Source organism: Streptomyces sp. NPDC001980, from assembly GCF_040296885.1.
Lineage (GTDB): Bacteria > Actinomycetota > Actinomycetes > Streptomycetales > Streptomycetaceae > Streptomyces.
On sequence record NZ_JBEOYD010000007.1, the window covers coordinates 327,945 to 349,769 of the forward strand.

Annotated in this window: 13 protein-coding genes and 1 pseudogene; 4 read left to right on the forward strand and 10 right to left on the reverse strand. The window is 70.7% G+C overall.

Features of this window, described 5'->3' with window-relative positions; genetic code table 11:
- The first annotated feature begins 94 nt into the window (after positions 1-94).
- From gcvH to ABT137_RS14005, 3 genes are read left to right on the forward strand one after another with little or no spacing between them, the layout of a single operon-like run.
- Positions 95-472 (forward strand): glycine cleavage system protein GcvH, encoded by a 378-nt coding sequence (gene gcvH, locus ABT137_RS13995; RefSeq protein ID WP_351707430.1) that lies wholly within the window; start codon positions 95-97, stop codon positions 470-472.
- Between the two features lie 39 nt (positions 473-511).
- Positions 512-1,774 carry a serine hydroxymethyltransferase gene (gene glyA, locus ABT137_RS14000; RefSeq protein WP_351707433.1) on the forward strand — a complete coding sequence of 421 codons (1,263 nt, stop codon included), beginning with the start codon at positions 512-514 and terminating at the stop codon, positions 1,772-1,774.
- Between the two features lie 56 nt (positions 1,775-1,830).
- Positions 1,831-3,198 (forward strand): L-serine ammonia-lyase, encoded by a 1,368-nt coding sequence (locus ABT137_RS14005; protein WP_351707436.1) that lies wholly within the window; start codon positions 1,831-1,833, stop codon positions 3,196-3,198.
- Between the two features lie 283 nt (positions 3,199-3,481).
- Here the strand turns inward: ABT137_RS14005 and ABT137_RS14010 are convergent, their stop codons facing one another.
- On the reverse strand, positions 3,482-7,264 hold the full coding sequence (locus ABT137_RS14010; RefSeq protein WP_351707439.1) for an nSTAND1 domain-containing NTPase: 3,783 nt from the start codon (positions 7,262-7,264) through the stop codon (positions 3,482-3,484).
- 177 nt (positions 7,265-7,441) lie between these two features.
- On the opposite strand from ABT137_RS14010, the gene ABT137_RS14015 reads away from it, so the two are divergent.
- On the forward strand, positions 7,442-8,242 hold the full coding sequence (locus ABT137_RS14015) for a helix-turn-helix domain-containing protein (protein ID WP_351707442.1): 801 nt from the start codon (positions 7,442-7,444) through the stop codon (positions 8,240-8,242).
- A 15-nt stretch (positions 8,243-8,257) separates the two neighbouring features.
- On the opposite strand, the gene ABT137_RS14020 is transcribed toward ABT137_RS14015, so the two are convergent.
- The 9 genes and pseudogenes from ABT137_RS14020 to ABT137_RS14060 form a co-directional block, all read right to left on the reverse strand.
- Positions 8,258-9,667: a hypothetical protein gene (locus ABT137_RS14020; RefSeq protein ID WP_351707445.1), complete on the reverse strand. Its 1,410-nt coding sequence runs from the start codon at positions 9,665-9,667 to the stop codon at positions 8,258-8,260.
- A gap of 11 nt (positions 9,668-9,678) precedes the next feature.
- Positions 9,679-9,981: a hypothetical protein gene (locus ABT137_RS14025; protein ID WP_351707448.1), complete on the reverse strand. Its 303-nt coding sequence runs from the start codon at positions 9,979-9,981 to the stop codon at positions 9,679-9,681.
- 46 nt (positions 9,982-10,027) lie between these two features.
- Positions 10,028-11,686, reverse strand: a complete 1,659-nt coding sequence (locus ABT137_RS14030; RefSeq protein ID WP_351707451.1) for a protein kinase domain-containing protein — start codon at positions 11,684-11,686, stop codon at positions 10,028-10,030.
- A gap of 42 nt (positions 11,687-11,728) precedes the next feature.
- A complete protein-coding gene (locus tag ABT137_RS14035; protein ID WP_351707454.1) occupies positions 11,729-12,019 on the reverse strand; it encodes a hypothetical protein in 291 nt (96 codons plus the stop codon).
- 163 nt (positions 12,020-12,182) lie between these two features.
- Entirely contained in the window at positions 12,183-16,418 is a 4,236-nt protein-coding gene (locus ABT137_RS14040) for a type VII secretion EssC family protein (protein WP_351707457.1), read from the reverse strand.
- A 638-nt stretch (positions 16,419-17,056) separates the two neighbouring features.
- Positions 17,057-17,467: pseudogene (locus ABT137_RS14045) on the reverse strand (ABC transporter ATP-binding protein); the annotation flags it as partial.
- Between the two features lie 61 nt (positions 17,468-17,528).
- Positions 17,529-19,025, reverse strand: a complete 1,497-nt coding sequence (locus tag ABT137_RS14050; RefSeq protein WP_351707459.1) for an AMP-binding protein — start codon at positions 19,023-19,025, stop codon at positions 17,529-17,531.
- A gap of 35 nt (positions 19,026-19,060) precedes the next feature.
- Positions 19,061-20,086 (reverse strand): NAD-dependent epimerase/dehydratase family protein, encoded by a 1,026-nt coding sequence (locus ABT137_RS14055; RefSeq protein ID WP_351707462.1) that lies wholly within the window; start codon positions 20,084-20,086, stop codon positions 19,061-19,063.
- Positions 20,071-21,786 (reverse strand): 2-isopropylmalate synthase, encoded by a 1,716-nt coding sequence (locus ABT137_RS14060; protein ID WP_351707518.1) that lies wholly within the window; start codon positions 21,784-21,786, stop codon positions 20,071-20,073. The genes ABT137_RS14055 and ABT137_RS14060 overlap by 16 nt, the downstream gene beginning before the upstream one ends.
- Positions 21,787-21,825 lie beyond the last annotated feature (39 nt).

The following is a 21,825-nucleotide window of genomic DNA, read 5'->3' on the forward strand; positions in this document are numbered from 1 at the left end:
CGGGCGTGACCTGGCGCACATCGCCGCTGGTCACGCACGTTCCCAGCAGTTCCTCATTCACCAGCACTCCCCCGCGTACAGGAGAATTCAGGCCATGAGCAACCCCCAGCAGCTGCGGTACAGCAAGGAGCACGAGTGGCTGACGGCCGCCGAGGACGGCGTGGCGACGGTCGGCATCACGGAGCACGCGGCCAACGCGCTCGGTGACGTCGTCTTCGTCCAGCTCCCGGCGGTCGGCGACACGGTGACCGCGGGCGAGTCCTGCGGTGAGCTGGAGTCGACCAAGTCGGTGTCCGACCTGTACGCGCCGGTCACCGGTGAGATCACCGCGGTCAACGAGGACGTCGTCGACGACCCGTCCCTGGTGAACTCGGCCCCCTTCGAGGGCGGCTGGCTGTTCAAGGTGCGGGTCACGGACGAGCCCGACGACCTGCTCGCCGCCGACGAGTACACCGCCTTCACCGCCGGCTGAGAGCCGCCGCAGACCCCGGCCTAGGAGTCGTAGAAACAGATGTCCGTTCTGAACACGCCCCTGCACGAGCTCGACCCCGAGGTAGCCGCCGCGGTCGACGCCGAGCTGGCGCGCCAGCAGTCCACCCTGGAGATGATCGCCTCGGAGAACTTCGCTCCGCTCGCGGTCATGGAGGCGCAGGGCTCGGTCCTCACCAACAAGTACGCCGAGGGCTACCCGGGCCGCCGCTACTACGGCGGCTGCGAGCACGTCGACGTCACCGAGCAGATCGCCATCGACCGGGTGAAGGAGCTGTTCGGCGCCGAGTACGCCAACGTGCAGCCGCACTCCGGTGCCTCCGCCAACCAGGCGGCCCTGTTCGCGCTGGCCCAGCCCGGCGACACCATCCTGGGCCTGGACCTCGCCCACGGCGGCCACCTGACCCACGGCATGCGCCTGAACTTCTCCGGCAAGCAGTTCAACGTGGTCGCGTACCACGTCGACGACGCCGGTCTCGTCGACATGGCCGAGGTGGAGCGGCTCGCCAAGGAGCACCGGCCGAAGGTGATCATCGCGGGCTGGTCGGCGTACCCGCGGCAGCTGGACTTCGCGGAGTTCCGCCGGATCGCCGACGAGGTCGAGGCGTACCTGTGGGTCGACATGGCGCACTTCGCCGGCCTGGTCGCGGCGGGGCTGCACCCGAACCCGGTCCCCTACGCGGACGTGGTCACCTCCACCACCCACAAGACGCTCGGCGGCCCGCGCGGCGGGATCATCCTGGCCCGCCAGGCCTTCGCGAAGAAGCTGAACTCGTCCGTCTTCCCGGGCTTCCAGGGCGGTCCCCTGGAGCACGTGATCGCGGCGAAGGCGGTCTCCTTCAAGGTCGCGGCGAGCGAGGACTTCAAGGAGCGCCAGCGTCGTACCGTGGAGGGTGCGCGCATCCTGGCGGAGCGGCTCACCGCCGCCGACGCCCGCGAGGCCGGCGTGAACGTCCTGTCCGGTGGTACGGACGTCCACCTGATCCTCGTGGACCTGCGCGAGTCCGAGCTGGACGGGCAGCAGGCCGAGGACCGTCTCCACGAGGTCGGCATCACGGTCAACCGCAACGCCGTCCCGAACGACCCGAGGCCGCCGATGGTCACCTCGGGTCTGCGGATCGGCACCCCGGCGCTGGCCACCCGCGGCTTCACGGCCGAGGACTTCGCCGAGGTCGCGGACGTGATCGCCGAGACGCTGAAGCCGTCCTACGACGCGGCGGCCCTCAAGGCCCGGGTCGAGGCACTGACGGCGAAGCACCCGCTTTACCCCGGTCTGAACAAGTAGTTCCCTGGTGGGGGCACCCGAAGGCGTGTGCCCCCACCCTCTTTGGAGGAGTTCCCGTGGCCATCTCGGTCTTCGACCTGTTCTCGATCGGCATCGGCCCGTCGAGCTCCCACACCGTCGGGCCGATGCGCGCGGCCCGCATGTTCGCCCGCCGCCTGCACAACGAGGACCTGCTGCCCTCCGTCGCCGCCGTACGCGCCGAGCTGTACGGCTCCCTCGGCGCGACCGGCCACGGCCACGGCACCCCGAAGGCGGTGCTGCTCGGTCTGGAGGGCGCCTCGCCGCGCACGGTGGACGTGGAGACGGCCGACGACCGGATCGAGGCGATCAAGGCCACGAAGCGCCTGTCGCTGCTCGGCGAGCACGAGATCGCGTTCTCCTTCGACGACGACCTGAAACTCCACCGCCGCAAGACGCTCCCGTACCACGCGAACGGGATGACCCTCTGGGCCTACGACGCGTCCGGGGCCGAGCTCCTCTCCAAGACGTACTACTCGGTCGGCGGCGGGTTCGTCGTCGACGAGGAGGCGGTCGGCGCGGACCGCATCAAACTCGACGACACCGTCCTGAAGTACCCCTTCCGCACCGGCGACGAGCTGCTCCGCCTGACGCAGGAGACCGGTCTGTCGATCTCCGCGCTGATGCTGGAGAACGAGCGGGCCTGGCGCACCGAGGAGGAGATCCGCGAGGGCCTGCTGGACATCTGGCGGGTGATGCAGGCCTGCGTCTCCCGCGGCATGTCCCGGGAGGGCATCCTGCCGGGCGGGCTCCGGGTGAAGCGCCGGGCCGCCGTGACCGCCCGCCAGCTGCGCGCCGAGGGCGACCCGCTGGCGCACGCGATGGAGTGGATCACGCTCTACGCGATGGCCGTGAACGAGGAGAACGCGGCGGGCGGCCGCGTGGTCACCGCGCCCACGAACGGCGCGGCCGGCATCATCCCGGCGGTCCTGCACTACTACCTCAACTTCGTGCCCGGCGCCGACGAGGACGGCGTGGTCCGCTTCCTCCTCGCGGCCGGCGCGATCGGCATGCTCTTCAAGGAGAACGCGTCCATCTCCGGCGCCGAGGTCGGCTGCCAGGGCGAGGTCGGCTCGGCCTGCTCGATGGCGGCGGGCGCGCTCGCCGAGGTCCTCGGCGGTTCCCCGGAACAGGTCGAGAACGCGGCCGAGATCGGCATGGAGCACAACCTCGGCCTCACCTGCGACCCGGTCGGCGGCCTGGTCCAGATCCCCTGCATCGAACGCAACGGCATGGCCGCGGTCAAGGCGGTCACCGCGGCCCGCATGGCCATGCGCGGCGACGGCTCCCACAAGGTGTCCCTCGACAAGGTCATCAAGACCATGAAGGACACCGGCGCCGACATGAGCGTCAAGTACAAGGAGACGGCCCGGGGCGGGCTGGCGGTGAACATCATCGAGTGCTAGGGGAATGGGCCCTGACCGGCCCGTTACTGTCTTTCGGCGCTGTCGGGGCCTTCCCCGCTTACGGGGCGGAAAGTCCCCGAGAAGTCCCTGGGACAGGCTTGAAAGTCCCCAGGATGTCCCTCGGAGCACGTCGCTGTCTGCGGGTGGGCACGGGTCCGGCTGCAGGAGGACCGGCGTTCCTGACGCGTCGGCCTGCGCCGGCGTCTTCGGTAGCCGTGGAGCCCGGCCCCGGACGTATCGCGCCGTGGTGGAGGGGCCGATCCGACGTCGGGTGCAGAACACCTCACTGACCTCGGCATGGCTGGGCGTAGGGAAGTTCCGGTATGTACTGTCGCCACTGCGGTGCCGTGAGCAGTGTGGCGGTGCCTGCGCAGACCCACCGGACCGCCCGGTCGACGCCGACAGGGGTGAGTTCGATCGCGCGGTCCGGTCCGGCGGTGACGAGCAACCGCCCGTCCGGGCTGTAGGCGGCCGTCGCGATCGCGTCGGTATGGGCGGCGGTGATCCCCTTGCCCCACGCAGCCGGGTGCGCCGGGTCGGTCACGTTCCACAGCAGGACGGTCCGGTCCTCGCCGGCGGCGGCCAGGGTGCGATCGTCCGAGCTGAACCCCACCCAGGTCACCGCGCTGGTGTGGCCGGTCAGCGGGTTGCCCAGGGCGGTCGCGTGCGCGGGATCGGAGACGTCCCACAGCCGCGCGTCGTGGCCGACGCCGGCGGTGGCCAGCATCCGCCCGTCACGGCTGAACGTGCCCCAGAGGGTGCCGCCGGTGTCGCCGGTACGGATGTCCGGCAGGGGCCGGGGGTGCACCGGATCGCCGATGTCCCACAGCCGCACCTTGTCGTCCTCGCTGGTGCTGGCCAGGGTGCGGCCGTCCGGGCTGACCCCCGCCCAGTGGACGACACTGATGTGTCCGGTCAGCGGGCTGCCGAGCGCGGTGGGGTGGGCCGGGCGGGAGACGTCCCACAGCTGGAGGCTGTGCTCCGGGCCGCCGGTGACCAGCACGCGCCCGTCGGGTGTGAACGCCAGCACGTAGGCCGGGTCGGTGCCGCCGGTGCGGACCGTGCCGACCGGACGGGGGCGCCTGGGAAGGGTGACGTCCCAAAGCCGCACGGTGCCGTCCGCGCCCGCACTCGCCAGCAGGCGGCCGTCCGGGCGGAACACCACCCGGGTGGCGGGCTGCCCGGTTGTCAGTTCGCTCAGCCGCCGGTCGGGCGCCGATGCGCGGACGTCCCACAGCCGTATCGTCCGGTCGTCGCCCGCACTGGCCAGAGTGCGGCCGTCCGGACTGAAGGCCACGGAGTTGACAGCGCTCGTGTGGCCGGTCAGAGCGGTGTTCGGGAGGTGCCACAGCCGGACGGTGTGGTCATCGCTCGCGCTGGCGAGCGACCGGCCGTCCGGGCTGAACGAAAGCCAGTTCACGAAGCCCGTGTGGCCGATCAGCGGCTGCCCCAGGGGAGCAGGGTGCAGCGGGTCGGAGACGTCCCACAGCCGGATTGTGTGGTCTGCGCCTCCGGTGGCCAGCGTCCGGCCGTCCGGTGAGAACGCCACCGCGAGGAGGGTGTCGGTGTGCCCCTTGAGCGGTGTGCCAAGCGCCCTGGCATGCGCCGGGTCGGAGACGTCCCACAGCCGCACAGTGCGGTCGTTGCCCACACTGGCCATCAGTCGGCTGTCCCGGCGGAAGGCGACCGCGTAGACGACATCGGGATTGCCCAGCGGCGTTCGCCACAGCTTCGGATGTGTCCGGTCGGTGACGTTCCACAGCCGAATCATGTGGTCGTGGCCGGGGGCCGCCACCGTTCTGCCGTCCGGGCTGAACGCGGCCGAGGCGACGGAGTCGCCCGCACCGGTGAGCGGGTGGCCCAGCGCCCTGGCGTGCGCGGGGTCGGAAACGTCCCACAGTCGCACGGTGCGGTCGTGGCTCGCGGTGGCCAGCGTACGGCCATCGCGACTGAACGAGACGGAGAACACGTAGTCGCGGTGCCCGGTCAGCGGCGCGCCGAGGGCCGCGGGGTGCAAGGGGTTCCGGACGTCCCACAGCCGTACCGTGCGGTCCCGGCTCGCGCTGGCCAGGGTGTGGCCGTCGGGCGAGAACTGCAGCCAGTACACCCAGCTGGTATGCCCGGTCAGGGGCCTGCCCAGGGGGACGGGGTGGGCGGGGTCGGCAAGGCTCCACAGCCGGATCGTGTTGTCACCGGCGCCGGTGGCGAGGATGCGGCCGTCCGGTGAGAACGCCACCGCGTAGACCGCCTGGGTGTGTCCGGACAGCACGGTGGACAGTGGTGAGTTCTGGGCGTCCAGCAGTCCTGCGGCCGCCTCGGGGGCCGACCGCAGCCGGTACCCCGCTAGATACAGCTGCGCCGCCAGTGACGGATCGGTCGCGGTCAGCTGGCCCGCCTCGGCCATCACCTGCTCGGCCACCGCCCGGTCGCGGTCGGAGCGGGCCAGCGAGCGCTGCTGGAAGGCGACAGCGGCGGCCGTCGAGGCGAGCAGCAGCAGGACGGACAGCGCGGCCAGCAGCGCCCGGAAACGTCGGGCGGTGCGGGAGGCGGTACGGCGCTCGCGGTCGCGTACCTCCAGACTCGCGGAGAAGAACTCCGCCTCCAGGGCCGTCAGATCGCCCCGCCGGTCGGCCGAGAACGTCTCCTCCGCCATGCCCAGTCGGGTTCCTCGGTACAGAGCGCCCGCGTCGCGGCCGAGCGCCTGCCAGGCCTGGGCGTCCCGGGTGAGCTGGCGGTGCAGGCGCAGCCGGTCGCGTTCGGAGTCGATCCAGGCACCAAGCCTGGGCCAGGCGGTGATCAGTGCTTCGTGCGCCAGAGTGGCGGTGTTGCCGTCGAGCGTGATCAGCCGGGCCCTGGCCAGCTGCTCGACCAGGCCCGCAGCGTTCCCCGCTCCACCGGGCTCGAATTCGGCGCGGTCTGCGGGACGGCCGGTGTCCTGGGCGCCGGCACCGGGGGTGATCAGCCGCAGCATGATGTGCTGGGCGGTCTGCGCCTGTTCGGGAGTGAGCCCGGAGTACAGTTCCTCGGCGGTGCGGGCCAGGGCGCCGTGCACACCGCCCACCGCGTCGTAGGCGCCCTTGGTCAGGGTACGGCCCTGGCGCCGCCGCCAGGTCTCCAGCAGCGCGTGCGACATCAGCGGCAGGCCACCGGGTTCCGCGCCGACGTCGTCGACGATCTGCGCGGTCAGCGCCCGTTCCACTGTCAGACCCGCGGCCGCGGCGGGCTTGACCACTGCCTCCCGCAGCTCCTCCGGACTCATCGGGCCGACCAGCAGGGTGGCCTCGCGCAGCGCCTCGGCAAGCCGGTGGTGCTTGGCGCACCGGTCCAGGAAGTCGGCCCGTACCGCGATCACCACCCGCAGTCGGCTACCGGCTTGTGCAGCGGCCAGCAGCATCTCCAGGAATCCGGTACGTTCTCCGGCCTCCGTGGCCAGGGTGAACAGTTCTTCGAACTGGTCGATCAGGAGCACGGTGTCGCCGTCGCCCGGCGCCGCCGTCAGTAGGGCCCGGTGGGCGGAGGCCGGGCGCGGACCGGGGGTGAGGATCCGGATGGCGGCAGGGAGCCGGCCCTCGTCGTCGGGCTCCCCGAGGGCGGGCACCAGACCGGCCCGCAACAGTGATGACTTACCGCAGCCGGAAGCACCGACCACCGCACTGATCCGGTGCGCTCGCACCACGCGTAACAGGTCGGCGACGAGCCGGTCGCGCCCGAAGAACAGCTCACGGTCGCCTGGTTCGAACCGTGCGAGTCCCCGGTACGGCGCTGAGGTGGCGTCGTCCTCCGAGCGCGGTACTGCGGCCACTTCCTCGGCCGCGCGCTGCCAGCGGCGTTCCCACTCCGCCTCGTCGCCACCGCAGGCCCGCACGTACGCCAGTACTACCGACAGTGTCGGCAGCTGTTGCCCGGCCGCCGCCCGGGACAGCGTGCTGGCCCCGACCCCGGTGCACGCCGCCATCGCCCGGTAGGTCGGACTGTCCGCTGCCTCGCGTAACGCGCGCAGTTCGTACGCCAGCCGCTGCACCGGGCCGGCCGCAGGATCGACCGGCTGCTCAGGACGCCCCGCCATGGCATGTCCCCCTCGTGTTGCCCCGGGGCCAGCAGCTTAGCCATTGATCCAGGTGCCGGAAGAGGGTGCCGGATCAATTCGCCGGCCGCTGGAATCGGCAGCGGAACACGGGCCCGCATGGGCCTCTGGAGGAGCGCACAAGCCTTTCGGAGAACGGGGGAAGCAGTGGACTGCGCGATGCGGTACGCCGAGGGGGACATCGAGCTCGGGTCGGTACGGATGACGGTGACGCTACCGGGAGCAGCCCCGTCGACCGGTGAGGACTCCCGGCCGGAGTGCGTGGTGGGCCTGGCCTGCGACGGCCCGCTGGCCCTGGGCCAGGACCCGGACGCGGTCCTGCTGCGCCCAGGGCAACTGGTGGTGTGGCCGGCCGAGCCGCCACACTGCGCCGTCCCAACCGGGAGGCGGCCGTTCCGTCTGCTGACACTGCATCTGCCGCGCCACGTGCTGGCCGTCTCCGACCGCGAACTGCGGGAACTGGCGCGACATCCGGTGCCTACGGACCACGGTCCGGCGGCCGTGCTCGCCCGGTTCATAGAGGAGGTCGCGGCACAGGCGGAGACGCTTCGGGCAGGGCCGGCGGGCAGGCTCGGGGACGCGGCGCTCGATCTCGCCGCCGCGTTCGTGACCGACGCGGCGCGCCCGGTGCGGTCCCTGCAGAGCGAGCTCGTGGACGACGTCAAGGCGTACATCCGCCGCCACATCGGCGACCCGGACCTGTCGCCGGCGCGGATCGCCCGAGCCCATCACATCTCGTTGCGCTACCTCCAACGCCTTTTCCAGCAGGACAAGCAGACCGTCAGCGGCTTCCTGCGAGCCACCCGGCTGGAAGGCTGCCGCGCCGACCTGGCCGACCCCGTACTGGCCACCCGCACGGTGGCTGAGATCAGGGCCCGGTGGGGCTTCCAGGACGCGGCGGTGTTCTGCCGGGCCTTCAAGAAGGTGTACGGGGTCTCGCCCGCGCAGTATCGGCGGTGAGGTGCGGCGTGATGTTCAACCCCCTGTCATCAGGATCTGCGCGAGCCTGGATGTGGGGTCGATATTGTGAGCCCCGTCATTGAATCCGTACAGAAGAAACGTCATAGTCAGACCGGAACGCCCTTTGAAATGATAGTCGCGGGAATGATCGATCACCTCGGTGATCAATGCTCCGTCTTCTGGCCCGCCTTGGAGCTTGAGCACCTTTCCATGTTTGTCCACCAGCTTCCCGTTCGCAATCAGCGATGAAATCATCGCCGAATATCCGGCACGCGCACTGATCAAGGCATTCAGCGTGAGAACGTCTTGGTTTCCGTTGTAATCTCTCATCAGACCACCGACACCGAGTGAGTTCGTGGGATCCACCGAGCCGACATAACTCTGCATGGCGCCGACGACGGCATTGAGGGCAGCAGCGGAAGCTATCCTCAACGGCGGGACGGGCACGAACCCGGTGAGGACATTGATTGCGGCCCCCTGTACCATACTCACAACGAGGGCATTATGGTCGTCTATCGCCAGGTCTGCCTTCTTCAGAATGGCGAGGTAGGGGTCGATTTCCGAAGCCACGCTCCCGCCAAAGCCGGGTGCCCAGTCCTCCGGAGGCTGATCACCCGGGGGATCGGTCGAGTTGGCCACTCCGGACAGCAAAAATTGGGTAAGAGCAGGGAGAATGTCCCTGAGCCTGTGCGGAGTGACAGCCGCGACGTAGGGCTGGACTTCAGTCATGAGTTTCTTGGTGTCGGCAGTGGGCATGCCCTGCATTCCACATCCCAGCACCGCCAGGACCAGCTTCTGGTAACCAGTCAGTTCCGGGGCATCTGGATCGGGAATCGACAGCGTTGTCCGCTGGTCATGAAGGTCGATACCGTTGGCGTACCCTTTGAAGCCTATCGTGAGGAAGAATTTTCGCTGCGCGAGCGAGAGTGCTTTAAGGAAGGCCGCGCATACGGCTGGATCGTCGGAGTTGGCCTGTAGCGTTCTGAATGCCCCTGCCGGGTCGGTCATCAGGATGGCCGCCGCCCGAATCCCGATCCGTCGCGGCGCGTCGGCGACAGCAGCGTCGGTAGTGTTGATGAGCCGGTTCGGATCCACCGGGGTCACAAATGCCTTGTGCGTGAATTGCCAGCCGCTGTCCGCCTCGACGAACGCTCTGCCGGTAAGTCGTACACCGCGGTCGGTATAGTAGACTGCCGCGATGTGCGCTGGGAGATCACCCAGGAAGCCCTGGGTGAACTTTACCACCCGGCTGACGTCAATGGCTGCATAATCTGCCTTGGCCACGGCACCGCTCAGGTAGGCGTGGACCATGGGCGTGAAAACCGTGCGCACCCAGTCCTGCAGTTCCTGAGCGGCATGCACACGCTGATCCGAGTAGTCGTAGAGTTTCTGGGGAATCGCGGACGCACGATCGTCTCCACCCACTGTTGCTCCTTTCATCTCCCCGAGCCGGAGATGAGCAGCCTCTTTGCTTCCACTGTCGCCGCCTCATTCGCCTCGTGGACAAGCCCTATGAGCGTCCTGATCTGATTGGCCAGGGAGTTCAGCGCTGCGGTCTCGGTGCCGAGGTCCGTGTCGAACTTTCTGCGCCTGGCGCCGGTCCAGGACTCGAGGAGTTGTTTACTGCCCGGACCGCGCAGTGTGTTCAGCTGATGGATCTTTTCGTTGAGCTGACTGCAGATTCGGACCAGGTCGTGCGCCACCTGGAAGTCGTAGGCGACGCCTTTGGGTTGAGACATGGACTGCTCTTTTCGGAAGGAGTGGAAACCGATTGTGGGAGGTCCGTCACCCCCGCAGTGCCCCCCATGTGTTCACCCCCACCTCGCCGTCGACCCGCAGGCCGTGGTTCTTCTGGAACTTCTTGACCGCGGTCAGGGTGTCGGGGCCGAAGTCGCCGTCCACTCCGTGTGACCCGATGTCGTAACCGCGGGCCTTGAGGATGCACTGCAACTCCACCACCCGGTTGTTCCGCTGCCCGTACACCGTGAGGGCCGTGCCGGAGTAGTAGGTGCACGACTTCCAGGGCTTCGAGGACGGCGGCTTGGCGGTGGCGGTGACAGTCCTGGTGGGACGGGGCAGGGGTGCCTGACTCGGCGCTGTGGTGGGAGTTGTGGCTCCCCCTCCGCCGTCCCCTCCCCCGCTTCCGCCTTGCGGTATCGGCGCCTGGGGCACGACAGTGACCGTCGTGCCAACGGACGGCTTGGACGGTCGCGACGCCGTGTGTGTCGGTGTCGGATGGGACGGCGAAGAGGCCGTGACCGAGGAGTGCTGTCCGGCGAGCGTGTCGCGAGGGGCGGCCTGGTGGCCCGGCACGACGAAGGCGATGACGGCGGCGACCGCCGCAAGGGCCGCCGCCGCGGCGATCACCAGAGGGCGCCGGCTCTTCGCGGTCGCCCGCCGCTCGCTCCGTTCCGGCTCCGGGCGGCGCAGGACCGTCGGCTGGTCCATGGGCGGCACGACCAGCGCCCGACCGCTCCAGGAGTCGCGGGAGGCGATCACCTCGGCGACCGGCTCGGGCCAGCTCTTCGCGAGGGTGTGCTCCCGCGCGGCGTTGACGATGTCCTGCGGGCTCGGTCTTAGCTCCGCGTCCTTGTCCAGACAGCGGTTGACGAGGTCCGCGAGGGACGCGTCGCGCTCCGCCACCTCGGCGAGCACCTGCTCGCTCGGCGGCGAGTAGATGACACGGTGGATGACGTCGCCCGTCGATCCCTCGCCGAAGGGGGCCGTGCCGGTGACGGCCAGGGCGAGTACCGAGCCGAGGGAGAAGACGTCCGAGGCGGTGCCCACAGCGTGGCCATCGGCCTGCTCCGGCGACATGTACGCGGGGGTGCCCACGTGCTGGCCGGTCATCGTCAGCGCGCTGGTGTCGGCGGCGTGGGCGACACCGAAGTCGATGACCCGCGCGCCGTCGGCACCCAGCAGCACGTTCGACGGCTTCAGGTCCCGGTGGACGATCCCGGCCGCGGAGAACGCGGTCAGCGCCTGCCCGACCTCGTGGGCGAGCCGCCACACGACCGGCGCAGGCAGCGGGCCGACCCGGCCCACCGCGTCCGCGAGACTCAGCCCGGGGACGTACGCGGTGGCCATCCACAGGCGCTCCTCGTCGTCGAAGCCCGAGTCGAGCAGCGCCGCCGTGTGTGTGCCCTGCACCCGCCGTACCGTCGCCACCTCGCGGTTGAAGCGCCGCCGGAACCGCTCGTCCTCGGCGTACTCCGGCCGGATCACCTTGACGGCGACGAGCGATCGGGCCGTGTACTCCCCTTCCTGGGTCTCGAGCCGCGCGAGATAGAGCCGCCCCATGCCGCCGCCACCGAGCCGGGCCAGCACTCGGTACGCCCCGATGTGCGGCGGGTCCGACCGGTGCTGCGGCCGTGCGCCGAGGCGGTCGAGGTCGGCTGGTGTCAGTTCCTCGGCCGGTGACTGGGACGACTCTGTCTGGGACATGGTTTCCTCAAGGCGCGGTGAAGCGGGTGGCGTTCGGCCCGTTCAGTGGTTGCCGCCTGCCGTGGAGATGTCGTTCAGCACCTTGTCGAACCTGTGCTGGAACTCCTGAAGCGACTGACTGATCTTGTGCAGGTCCGTTTGCGCACCCGCCCAGGCCTGCCGGAACTCGTCGGCGTACCGGCCGCTCCAGTGGGACTGGTCGCTCAATGTGTTGCCGGCCGCCGCCAACTGGTTGATGGACTCCGAAAGCCCTCCGTGGATGATGCTCAGGAACTTCCGGCTGGCGGCATGTGCTGCTCCGTCAACCCCGACGTGCTGTCCGTCATGGCTCATGGGATGGCTCTCCTCATATCCGGATGTTCATCGGGCACTCGCCGGGACCCGTTCGGCGGTGCCCCGGAATGCGCGACCGTGAAAAGTCTTCCGCCGGGGCAGACGGAAGTCATTGACCGCCGGCGCCGTCTCGTTGACCTTGTGCGCAGCGTGCGACACCCCCTCACCACGCCACCTGCACCCCGCTCGCCACCCCGTCGACGACCAGGTATCCCCGCCCCGGGAGGGCCGCCATCCGGTCGTGGCGGGGCAGGGCGGTGCCGAGGAGGTCGCCGTCGAGGTCGTGGTCGGGGGAGAGCAGGATGCCGCAGCGGCTGTCGCGGGCCCGGCCGGTCCAGTGGCCGTAGAGGCGGCGCAGGGCCTCGGCGCGGCCGGCGGCGACGAGGTGGCTGCCGGGGCCGGCCGTGGCGAGCCAGTTCTCCAGGGTGCCATGGTCGTCGTCCACCGTGTCGGCGTCGTCGACCAGCAGGAGGGTGGGGCCGGCCGGCCGCAGGAGGGTCTCCGCCAGGTCACCGTAGGCGGTGGCCAGGGCGGTGAGGCCCGGCAGGTCGCGCAGCGGTGAGCGGCGTGGTGCGAAGGCAATGACGGCGGGCGGGTTCTCCGTGGCCGTGACGACGCGGGCGATGGTGCACAGGGCGGTGCTACGGCCGGAGCGCTGGGGGCCGGCGATCAGGGCGTGTTCGTGCTCGTACATCCGCAGGGCGGCGCAGTCGAGGCTGTCGGCGTCCACGCCCACGGGCACCCGCCATGGTTCGGCCGCCACCGAGGCCGGTGTCGTCAGGCCGGTCAGCGGTACTTCGGAGGGCAGCAGGCCGATGCGCGGCGCCGTGCGGGGCGACGCCGCCCAGCGGGCGGCGGTCGTGGTGACAGCGGCGTCGAGGTCGTCACCGGGCCAGGCGATCTGGATGACCCGGCGGTTGGCCGCCACCACCGCCCGGCCCGGCACATACGTGGGGACGGAGCCGCGCGGCACGTCGAAGTACCCGTACTCCCCCGGGTCGGCCATGCGCATCAGCAGCTTCTGCAGGGTCAGGGCGGCCCACGACGCGGGGACGGCACCGGAGCGGTCGGCGGTGACGGCGAACCGGATGCCCACGGCGGGGCCGTCGGCATAGACCCGGGCGAGCTCGTCGATGAGGTTCATCCCGGCCACGTCCTTGTCGAAGTCCGAGATCAGGGCCCCGACGTTGTCGATCAGGACCAGCCAGTCGGGGGCGTCGGCGGCACCGCGGGACTTGCGTGCGTCGAGTTCCCTGCGCAGCAGTCTGATCAGCCGCACCTGCCGCTCCCGTTCGGCCGACCCGATGTGCGCACCGGTGTGCGGCAGGCCGGTCAGCGGCGCGAGGTCGCCGGCGCCGAGGTCCAGGGCGAAGACATGGCACTGTGCGGGCGGTCGGGCGGCGGCGACGGCCAGGGCGAGTGCGGCCAGGGCGGTGGACGTTCCGGAGCCGCCGCTTCCGTAGATCAGCACGTTGCCCGCAGACGGATCCCAGCCAACCGGGTACTGCCGCTGGCGATCGGGGTCGTCGGCGAGCGCGTAGGCGGGCAGGCCGGGGGTCTCGGTCTGCAGGCCGCGTTCCGCGACGGTCAGGAGGTCCGCGGTCCGTACCGTCGCGGGCAGCGGGTCGGGCCACGGCCGGCGCGGCTCGGGCAGCCCGCGCGACTCGGCGGCCTCCCGGGCGGCCGTCACCAGGCGCCGCAGATCAGTGGCGCCCTCCGGATCCGCGGCGGCGGGTCCGGCGACCGGCGCACCGAGCGTGAACGGCACGGCGGTCACCGGCCCGGTCACCTCGGCGTCCGGGGTGACGCCGGTGGACAGGGCGGTCTGCACGGGCAGGACCTCCCGTGCGCTGAGCCGGTAGTAGGCCCGCCCCCACTGGCGGCTGCCGATACCGGCCGCGGCGGGGTCGTCGATCACGTCCTGGGAGTCACCGGTGCTCTCCAGGCGCAGTGCCATGCGGAGTTTGACGTTGTTCTTGATGGCGTCGCTGACCGATCCGGCGGGTCGCTGGGTGGCCATGATCAGGTGCACCCCGAGACTGCGTCCGCGCTGGGCGATGCTGACCAGCGAGTCGACGAAGTCCGGCAGCGCCTTCACCAGGGTGGCGAATTCGTCGATGACCACGGCCAGTCGGGGCATCGGCTCGAGTTTGGCCTGTCCCGTGTCGCGTAGTCGCTGGTAGTCGCGTATGTGGCTCAGGCCCGTTGCGCGCAGCAGGCGTTCACGGTGGTGGAGTTCGGCCTCCAGGCAGCGCAGGGCGCGTTCGCTCAGCTGCTCGTCCAGGTCGGTGACGAGGCCGACGGTGTGCGGCAGGGCGGCGCATTCGTCGAGCGCCCCGCCGCCCTTGTAGTCCACCAGGGCGAAGGTCAGGTGCTCGGGGTCGGCGTCGACGGCCATGCTCGCGACGAGCGTACGCAGCAGCTCGCTCTTGCCGGACCCGGTGGTGCCGGCGATCAGGGCGTGCGGTCCGTCGTCGTCGAGGTCGACGGTGAACACGTCCCGTTCGGTGACGCCGAGGACGGCCCGTACGCGTAGGGCGGGGGCCCGTTTCCGCCAGCGGTCGCCGACCGTGGCGCCGTCGACCGTGCCCAGGTCGAGCAGGGTCAGCAGCGAGACCCGGTCGGGCAGCCCCGCTCCCTCGACACGCATCTCGGGGTCCTCGAAGCGCGCCAGCGCCCTGGCGGCCTCCCGCGCCTCGCGCACCGGCATGCCGCCCAGCAGGACGTGGTCGGTGATCTCGCCGGAGACCACGTCGCGCACCCGGCCGGTGCCCTCGGCGGACGCCGTAACGACGGTCGTGCACAGCGCGGGCAGCCGGGTGGTCAGCACCAGCGCTCCGCAGCGTACGGAGGTGCTGGCGAGCAGGTCTCGCAACGGGCAGGGGCGGCCCTCCAGCAGCGCGGCTCCGTCCACGACCACCAGCAGTACGGGGCCGGGCTCCTTGCCCGTCGTTCCGCCCTCCGGTGCCGCACCGGGCGCGGTGGCGAGCAGGTGACGGGCCAGTGTCTCGGCCTGCTCCGCGCCGACGGCCACCAGGCGGGCCGTCCCGGAGCGGGCGTCGGCACCGTGCGGCAGCCACTTCGTCCAGTCCCAGTCGGCGAGGCGGTCGGGGTCGGTGAAGACCGCCACCGTCACGTCGGCAGGCCCGCTGCCCGTCACCGCCTGGCACAGCAGTGACCGGGCGACGGCCAGGCAGGCCTGCCGGTCTCCATCGAAGCCGACCGCCTCGCCCGCGGAGACGCCGGCCTCCACCGGCACCTGCGACAGCACGGCCCGCGCGCTGAGGATCTCCGCCGCCTCCGGCTCAGGCCGGCCGTCCGGACGGTCCCCCAGCGGCGGGGCCCAGGGCAGGTCGGCCGTGCCGACCACGACGCGGAGGAAGTCCGCGGCACCCGGCCGCCGTTCCCACAGCCGGGTCCCCGGTGCGGTCGCCCGGTGGACGACCTCTGCCGGGTCGGGATGGGCGGCACGGCGCGCGGTGGTCTCCGCAGCGTGCCGCGCGGCGAGTGCCGTGTCGAACTCCGCGAGCCTGGCGGTGTAGTCGCGCATGCCTCGGCGCAGGGCGAACCTGCCGCGCAACCGCTCCTCGAAGAAGTTCCCCAGGAACATCAGCGGGGTGAGCGCCGCGATGGCGGCGTAGCGCAGGTCGCCGGTGAGAGCGACGGTGCCGCCGGCCAGCACGAGCGGGCCGAGCATGCTGGAGACGCTGAAAGGCGCCTTGTGGGCGCGCGCCGGCGGCGCCGGGAAAGCGACGGGCGGTGCTTCGACGGGCCGCCCGCCGCGCGGGGGCCGGTTGAAGGGCATGGTTCCGCCGGGGCCCGCCTCACGGATCGGGTTGACCCGATGCACGGGACCGAGGCGGTCCGGCGGCAGTACCCGGATCAGCACCTCACCACCGAGCGAGATCAGGTCATCCGGCCTGACGGGGAACGGCTCGTGGGCTTTGGTTCTGGCCCTGTTGACGTCCGTGCCGTTGACGGTCCCCAGGTCTGTGACGGTGGCCCTACCGTCCGGCGACACATCGAAGGCCGCGTGGAGTCGTGACACCCCTGTCGCCACGACTTGTACGTCCGCCTCCGCCCCTCGCCCCACCACTGTCCGGCCCGCCGTGAGCGGCAGACCGCGACCGGCTTCGAGCCCGCCGACCAGGCGCAGAACGGCGGCCGGCCCGCCGGGATCGCCAGTGGCAAGCCAGCCGGCCCTGCCGACGCGCGATCCGTGGACTAGACCTGACTCGCTCAGCACGGTGCCGGAACGCACCGCCCGGCCGTCGACACCAAGCCCGCTCTCCACAGGCATGCATACCGCTGTCGCCAGGTCCCGGACGGTGGCGTCCGGTCGGCCGAGCCGCAGTTCGACGTCACGCTCGCCGCCACCATCGACACAGACGATCCGCACCGTCGAGTGCCTCCAACCCAGTTCAGCGCAACGGATTCGTCGAGTCTGGCGCAGGCAGCGGCGGAAGGCATTGACCGCGAGCGCCAACCCGTTGACCGTGCGCGCAGTCCTGCCGCCGGCAGGGGGCAGGCCGAGACTATCCATCACAGCAAGGCGGTTCAGAGGTCAGATCGCACAGGTGTGCAAGTAGCCTCGCACCTCAGAAACAGCAGACTGCGGTTCGAGGCCCCGCACGTCCTCAGCCAGATTTGGCCCGGGCCTGGCGGCGTCCGGTCATCGACAGACTGTCATTGGCCGGTAGCCGAACCGCATGTGCTCGACGTCATCACGCCCTTAGGATCCGACACAACACGAGACCGGGCGAGCGTCGACTCATTCGTCAAGTACAAGGAGACGGCCCGGGGCGGGCTGGCGGTGAACATCATCGAGTGCTAGGGAGACGGGCCCTGACCGGCCCGTTCCTGAAAAGTCCCCGGGAAGTCCCCATGGAGCGGGCTCTTGGCCTGCGGGTCTTGGTCACGGAAGCGGAGCTGGACGAACTGTCCCGTGGGATGTACCGGCGGGCAGACGCCATCGATCACCCGCCCTACAGGGCAAGCCAGTTCAGATGTCACCCGATCGTGCAGCAGACCCTGTCAGCGAACGCGCTGGCCCAGAGAGAGAGGGCGCAGGCGGGTGTCCCAGAAAGAGAACAACTCCAGTAGCGCGTCGAACTCCGTGAGGCGGGTGCGGTGTTCGTCGTCCGCGACCCCGTAGATGTCGCGGAGGATCGCGAAGACTCCCGCACGGGAAGGTCCCACCACAACTGGGTGCGCTGGCCGAAAACCGCCCCGATGTTGCGCGCGTTGCGCTCCCGCTCGCGGTAAGGGATCACACCCGCGACCCGTGCCTCGCAGGGCCGGCAGTTGCCCCGCCCCGGCGGTGAACGACACGTCCTCCACCGCCGTTTTCGCCACTCGCTCCGGATTGACCAGAGAACGCAGGGCACCCGCCAGACCCGGCCGGCGCACAGTCGTATGAAAGACCCTGGACAGCCCACGAGTCTCCATCACCGGAACCACGGCACGGCATTCGTCGAGGAGCAAGCGAAGGGCGACGTCAACCCGCGGCTCAGCGGTCCGTCAGCTCGGCTGTCAGGGCGCGGCGGTCCAGTTTGCCGTTGATGTTCAGGGGGAGGGTGGTGCGGTGGGTGAAGCGATGGGGGACCATGTAGCGCGGGAGGCGGGTGGAGAGGGCCTGGCGGAGGTGTGCGGGCGGGAGGGGAGTGCCGGTGTAGGCGGCTTCGAGGCGGGTTTGGCCGTCGGGGCCGCGGAGGGCGACGACGGCGGCCTGTTCGATGCCGTCCTGGTCGCGTAGTACTGCTTCTGTTTCGCCGATTTCCACTCGTTGGCCCATGATTTTGACCTGTTGGTCGATGCGTCCGAGGTGGACCAGTGTTCCTCCGTCCAGGGTTTGGACGAGGTCGCCGGTGCGATACCAGTCCATGTCGCTGGGGACGTAGTGCTCGCGAGGGTCTGTGGGGCGGCCCGTGGGGGTGAGGAAGCGGCCGTGGTTGTCCGTGGGGTCGAGGTAGCCCGTGAAGCGTTGTACGCCGCGGACGCACAGTTCGCCGATCTCCGCGGGGTTGCCGTCCTCATCGAGGACGAGGTGGTCGAGGTGGGGGTGGACGGGGCCGATGGGCAGGGAGCCGTTGGCGGTGTGCGGCCAGTCGGCGATGTGCTCGGGCACCCTGTACTGAGTACAGGCGATGGTTACCTCTGTGGGGCCGTAGAGGTTTTCCAGGACGCTTTGTGGTGCGGCGGTGCGCCAGGCCTTGGCTTGCTGGGTGGTGAGCTGTTCGCCGCCGAACAGACTCCAGCGCAGCGTCGGCATCGAGCCGGGAGCGAGGCCGCCGGCGAGGTGGGCCATGGTGATGACCGACGGTACGGAGAACCAGTGCGTGATGCCTTCGCGTGCGACGAGCCGGCTCGGTTTCGCGAGGTCCCGGCGGGGCGGGACCACCAGCGTGGCACCCGAGCCCCAGGCTGCGAACAGTTCGAAGACGGACGGGTCGAAGGCAAGGCCGATGTTCTGGGCCATGCGGCAGCCGGGGCCGAGTTCGTAGCGTTCGATCACGTAGCGCAGGAAGGCGTCGATACTGCGGTGCGACACCGGGACGCCCTTGGGTACGCCCGTGGAGCCTGATGTGAACAGGACGTAGGCGGTGTCCTCGGGGGCGACGGTGGCGGGCGGCGGGGCGTCGTGGGGTGGTCCGGTGGATCGCAGGCGGGTCAGGAGGTCGTCCGAGAGGGTGAGGTCGAGGGCGGCTGCGTGCGCGATGGCAGCCGAACGGGCCGGGGGGAAAGCCGAGTTGAGGGGAACCACGGCCGCGCCGAGGCGCAGGGCGGCGAGGTAGCCGACGTAGGTCAGCGGTTCCGGTGTCGTGGTCAGGCCCACCCGGGCCGGAACCGTACCGCCGTGGAGGGCGACGATCTCGCCGGCCAGGGCGCCCACCCTGGCGTCGAGTTCGCGGTACGTGAATGTCTCGGCGCCCACCTCAAGCGCGGAGCGGTCGGGGTGGGCGCGGACCGATCGCGCGAACCACTCGTGGAGCCCAAGGGGTGTCATCCGAGGTTCTGCCTTTCGAGGCTGGGGCGATCTGCTCATTCGTCGCGCCCCTTCGGCTGTGCCCGGGCACGGAGCACGGCGGCTTCCTTGTCCGCGTCGATACCGAGCGGGACCTTCCCCTGGCGGTACGGCGCGTCAGCCGGTCCGCGTTCGCGCAGCCAGGCCCAGGCGTCGGTGACCGAGTCGGCCAGCGGGCGGCAGTGCAGGCCGACGGTGACGGCGCGGGTCGTGGACGCCGACCAGACTCCGGCCATGGCCGGCTGGTCGGGTGCCCAGAACGGCAGCTCGGTCCAGGGCCCTACCTCGTGCTCCAGGAGGAAGTCGTCGTCCGTCCAGGCGAGTTGGGCGCCGGCGCCGGTCACGCGTGCACAGGCGTCGAGGAGGCCGCCGAGGGTCTCGGTGTTCTGGGGTCCCGCGACGAGGTAGCGGCCCTCCGCTCCTGTCTCCAGGAGCCGGGTGCCGAACGCCGCGATGTCCCGCGCGTCGATCAGCTGGACCGGGCGGTCGGGGCCGCCGGGTACGAGGACCTCGCCACCGCGCGCCATGCGTTCCAGCCACCAGAGCAGTCGGCCGGGGGCCTCCCGGGGGCCGATGATGAGACCGGGGTTGAGGATGACGGTACGGCCCTCGAACCCGGCCTCGACGGCCCGCTCGCAGCCGGCCTTCAGGGCGTTGGCGGGTACGTCGTCGACGGCGGCGTCCGGCGCGCAGGGGTGGCGCTGCGAGTCCTCGTCGACGGGGCCGGCGGGCCAGTCCGCATAGGCGTGGAAGGACGAGACGAAGAGGTAGGCGTCGGCGTGGCCGCTGAGCGCGCGGGCCGACAGGCCGACGGTGCGGGGGTGTTGACCGCTGGTGTCGATCACGGCGTCCCAGGGACCGTGCTCGGCGAGCGCGGTGAGGTCGGCCGGGTTCTCGCGATCACCGTGGATGCTGTGCGTGCGGGAAAGGTCCGGGCCCGACTTTCCGCGGTTGAACACGGTGACCTCGTGGCCGCGTTCGACGGCGTCGTCCACGAAGGCCCGTCCGAGGAAGACCGAGCCGCCGATCACGAGAATGCGCATGTTCGTTCCTTGTTTGTCGAGGGATCGGCCGTCGCGAGTGCGGCGGCCGTCGCGTTGGTCACCGCGGTCAGCTGCGCCGCGGCCGGGTCGGTGTCGATCCCCGCGCCGAAGCCCGTGCGTCCGTCGGTGGTGATCTGAACGTAGGCGACGCAGCCGGCGCCGGCGGGGTCGGGATGGGTGTGCAGGGAGTCGAGGGTGACGGTCTGGCCGGTGGTGGTGAGTGCGGCGGTGTGGGCCGCGGCCGGGGTGGGGCCGGTGCCGAGGAGGCGGGTGGCGTGGCCGGTGATGTCGACGACGAGGGCGTCCAGGGTGACGCGGCCGTCGGCCTCTTCGACGTGGAACTCCTTGAGCTGCGGGGCCGTTTCCCGCGGGGTCAGGTAGCAGCTGTCGAAGAGGGCGCGGAGGTCGGCGGCGGTCAGTTCGGCGCCTTCGCGGTCGGCGATGCGCTGGACTCGGCGGGCGAAGTCGATGCGCATCGGGCGCGGCAGGTCGAGTCCGTGGGCGGACTTGAGGAGGTGGGCCACGCCGGACTTGCCGGACTGGCTGTTGACGCGGACCACCGACTCGTAGGAACGCCCGATGTCACGGGGGTCGACGGGGAGGTACGGCACCTGCCACGGGACGGCGGCCGGGTCGCCGGCGGCTTCGGTGAGGCGGTCCATCTCGGCGAGGCCCTTGGCGATGGCGTCCTGGTGGGTGCCGGAGAAGGCGGTGTGCACGAGGTCGCCGGCGTACGGGTGGCGGGCGGGGACGGGCATGCGGTTGGCGAATTCCACGGTTTCGCGGATGCCGTCGAGGTCGCTGAGGTCGAGCTGCGGGTCGGTGCCCTGGGTGAGGAGGTTGAGGGCGAGGGTGACCAGGCAGACGTTGCCGGTGCGTTCGCCGTTGCCGAAGAGGGTGCCCTCGACGCGGTCCGCGCCGGCGAGCAGGGCCAGTTCGGCGGAGGCCACGGCCGTGCCGCGGTCGTTGTGCGGGTGGACGGAGAGGATCACGGCGTCGCGGCGGTCGAGGCTGGTGTGCATGTACTCGACCTGGTCGGCGAAGACGTTCGGGGAGTCGGTCTCGACGGTGGTCGGGAGGTTGAGCGTGACGGGGCGGTCGGGGGCGGCGTCCCACAGGCCGGTCACGGCGTTGGACACCTCAAGGGCGAAGTCCGGCTCGGTGACGTTGAAGGTCTCCGGCGAGTACTGGAAGCGCAGATCGGCGCGGACGGTGTCGGCGCGGCGGCCGATGTGCTCCGCGGAGCGCAGGGCCATGGCGCGTACCTCGTCGCGGGTCATGCCGAAAACCGTCTCGCGCCACAGGCAGGCGGTGGCGTTGCACAGGTGGATCATGGCCCGGTCGGCGCCGTCGAGCGCCTCGAAGGTGCGGTCGATCAGCTCGGGGCGCGCCGGGGTGAAGACCGAGACGGTGACGTCGTCGGGGATGAGGTCCTGCTGGATGAGTCCTCGGACGAAGGCGAAGTCGGTCTCGCTGGCGGAGGGGTAGCCGATCTCGATGTCCTTGAACCCCATCCGCACCAGCAGGTCGAACATCCGGTGCTTGCGGGCCGGGTCCATGGGGGTGCTCAGGGCCTGGTTGCCGTCGCGCAGGTCCACCGAGGCCCACAGCGGGGTCCGGGTCAGCGTCCGGGTGGGCCAGGTGCGGGCGGCGGGGTCGGTGACGGGGCGGGGGCCGCGCGCGTAGCGGGTGTAGGGCATGGAGGAGCCGCGCTGCGGGTTCCAGCGGGGCTGGTCGGG

What these genes read in the sequence shown, in the direction of transcription:
- ABT137_RS14055 (WP_351707462.1), bottom strand. Translation starts at nt 20,086, where the DNA reads ATGCGCATTCTCGTGATCGGCGGCTCGGTCTTCCTCGGACGGGCCTTC.
- glyA (WP_351707433.1), top strand. Translation starts at nt 512, where the DNA reads ATGTCCGTTCTGAACACGCCCCTGCACGAGCTCGACCCCGAGGTAGCC.
- ABT137_RS14060 (WP_351707518.1), bottom strand. Translation starts at nt 21,786, where the DNA reads ATGCCCTACACCCGCTACGCGCGCGGCCCCCGCCCCGTCACCGACCCC.
- ABT137_RS14030 (WP_351707451.1), bottom strand. Translation starts at nt 11,686, where the DNA reads ATGTCCCAGACAGAGTCGTCCCAGTCACCGGCCGAGGAACTGACACCA.
- ABT137_RS14025 (WP_351707448.1), bottom strand. Translation starts at nt 9,981, where the DNA reads ATGTCTCAACCCAAAGGCGTCGCCTACGACTTCCAGGTGGCGCACGAC.
- ABT137_RS14035 (WP_351707454.1), bottom strand. Translation starts at nt 12,019, where the DNA reads ATGAGCCATGACGGACAGCACGTCGGGGTTGACGGAGCAGCACATGCC.
- gcvH (WP_351707430.1), top strand. Translation starts at nt 95, where the DNA reads ATGAGCAACCCCCAGCAGCTGCGGTACAGCAAGGAGCACGAGTGGCTG.
- ABT137_RS14050 (WP_351707459.1), bottom strand. Translation starts at nt 19,025, where the DNA reads ATGACACCCCTTGGGCTCCACGAGTGGTTCGCGCGATCGGTCCGCGCC.
- ABT137_RS14010 (WP_351707439.1), bottom strand. Translation starts at nt 7,264, where the DNA reads ATGGCGGGGCGTCCTGAGCAGCCGGTCGATCCTGCGGCCGGCCCGGTG.
- ABT137_RS14015 (WP_351707442.1), top strand. Translation starts at nt 7,442, where the DNA reads ATGCGGTACGCCGAGGGGGACATCGAGCTCGGGTCGGTACGGATGACG.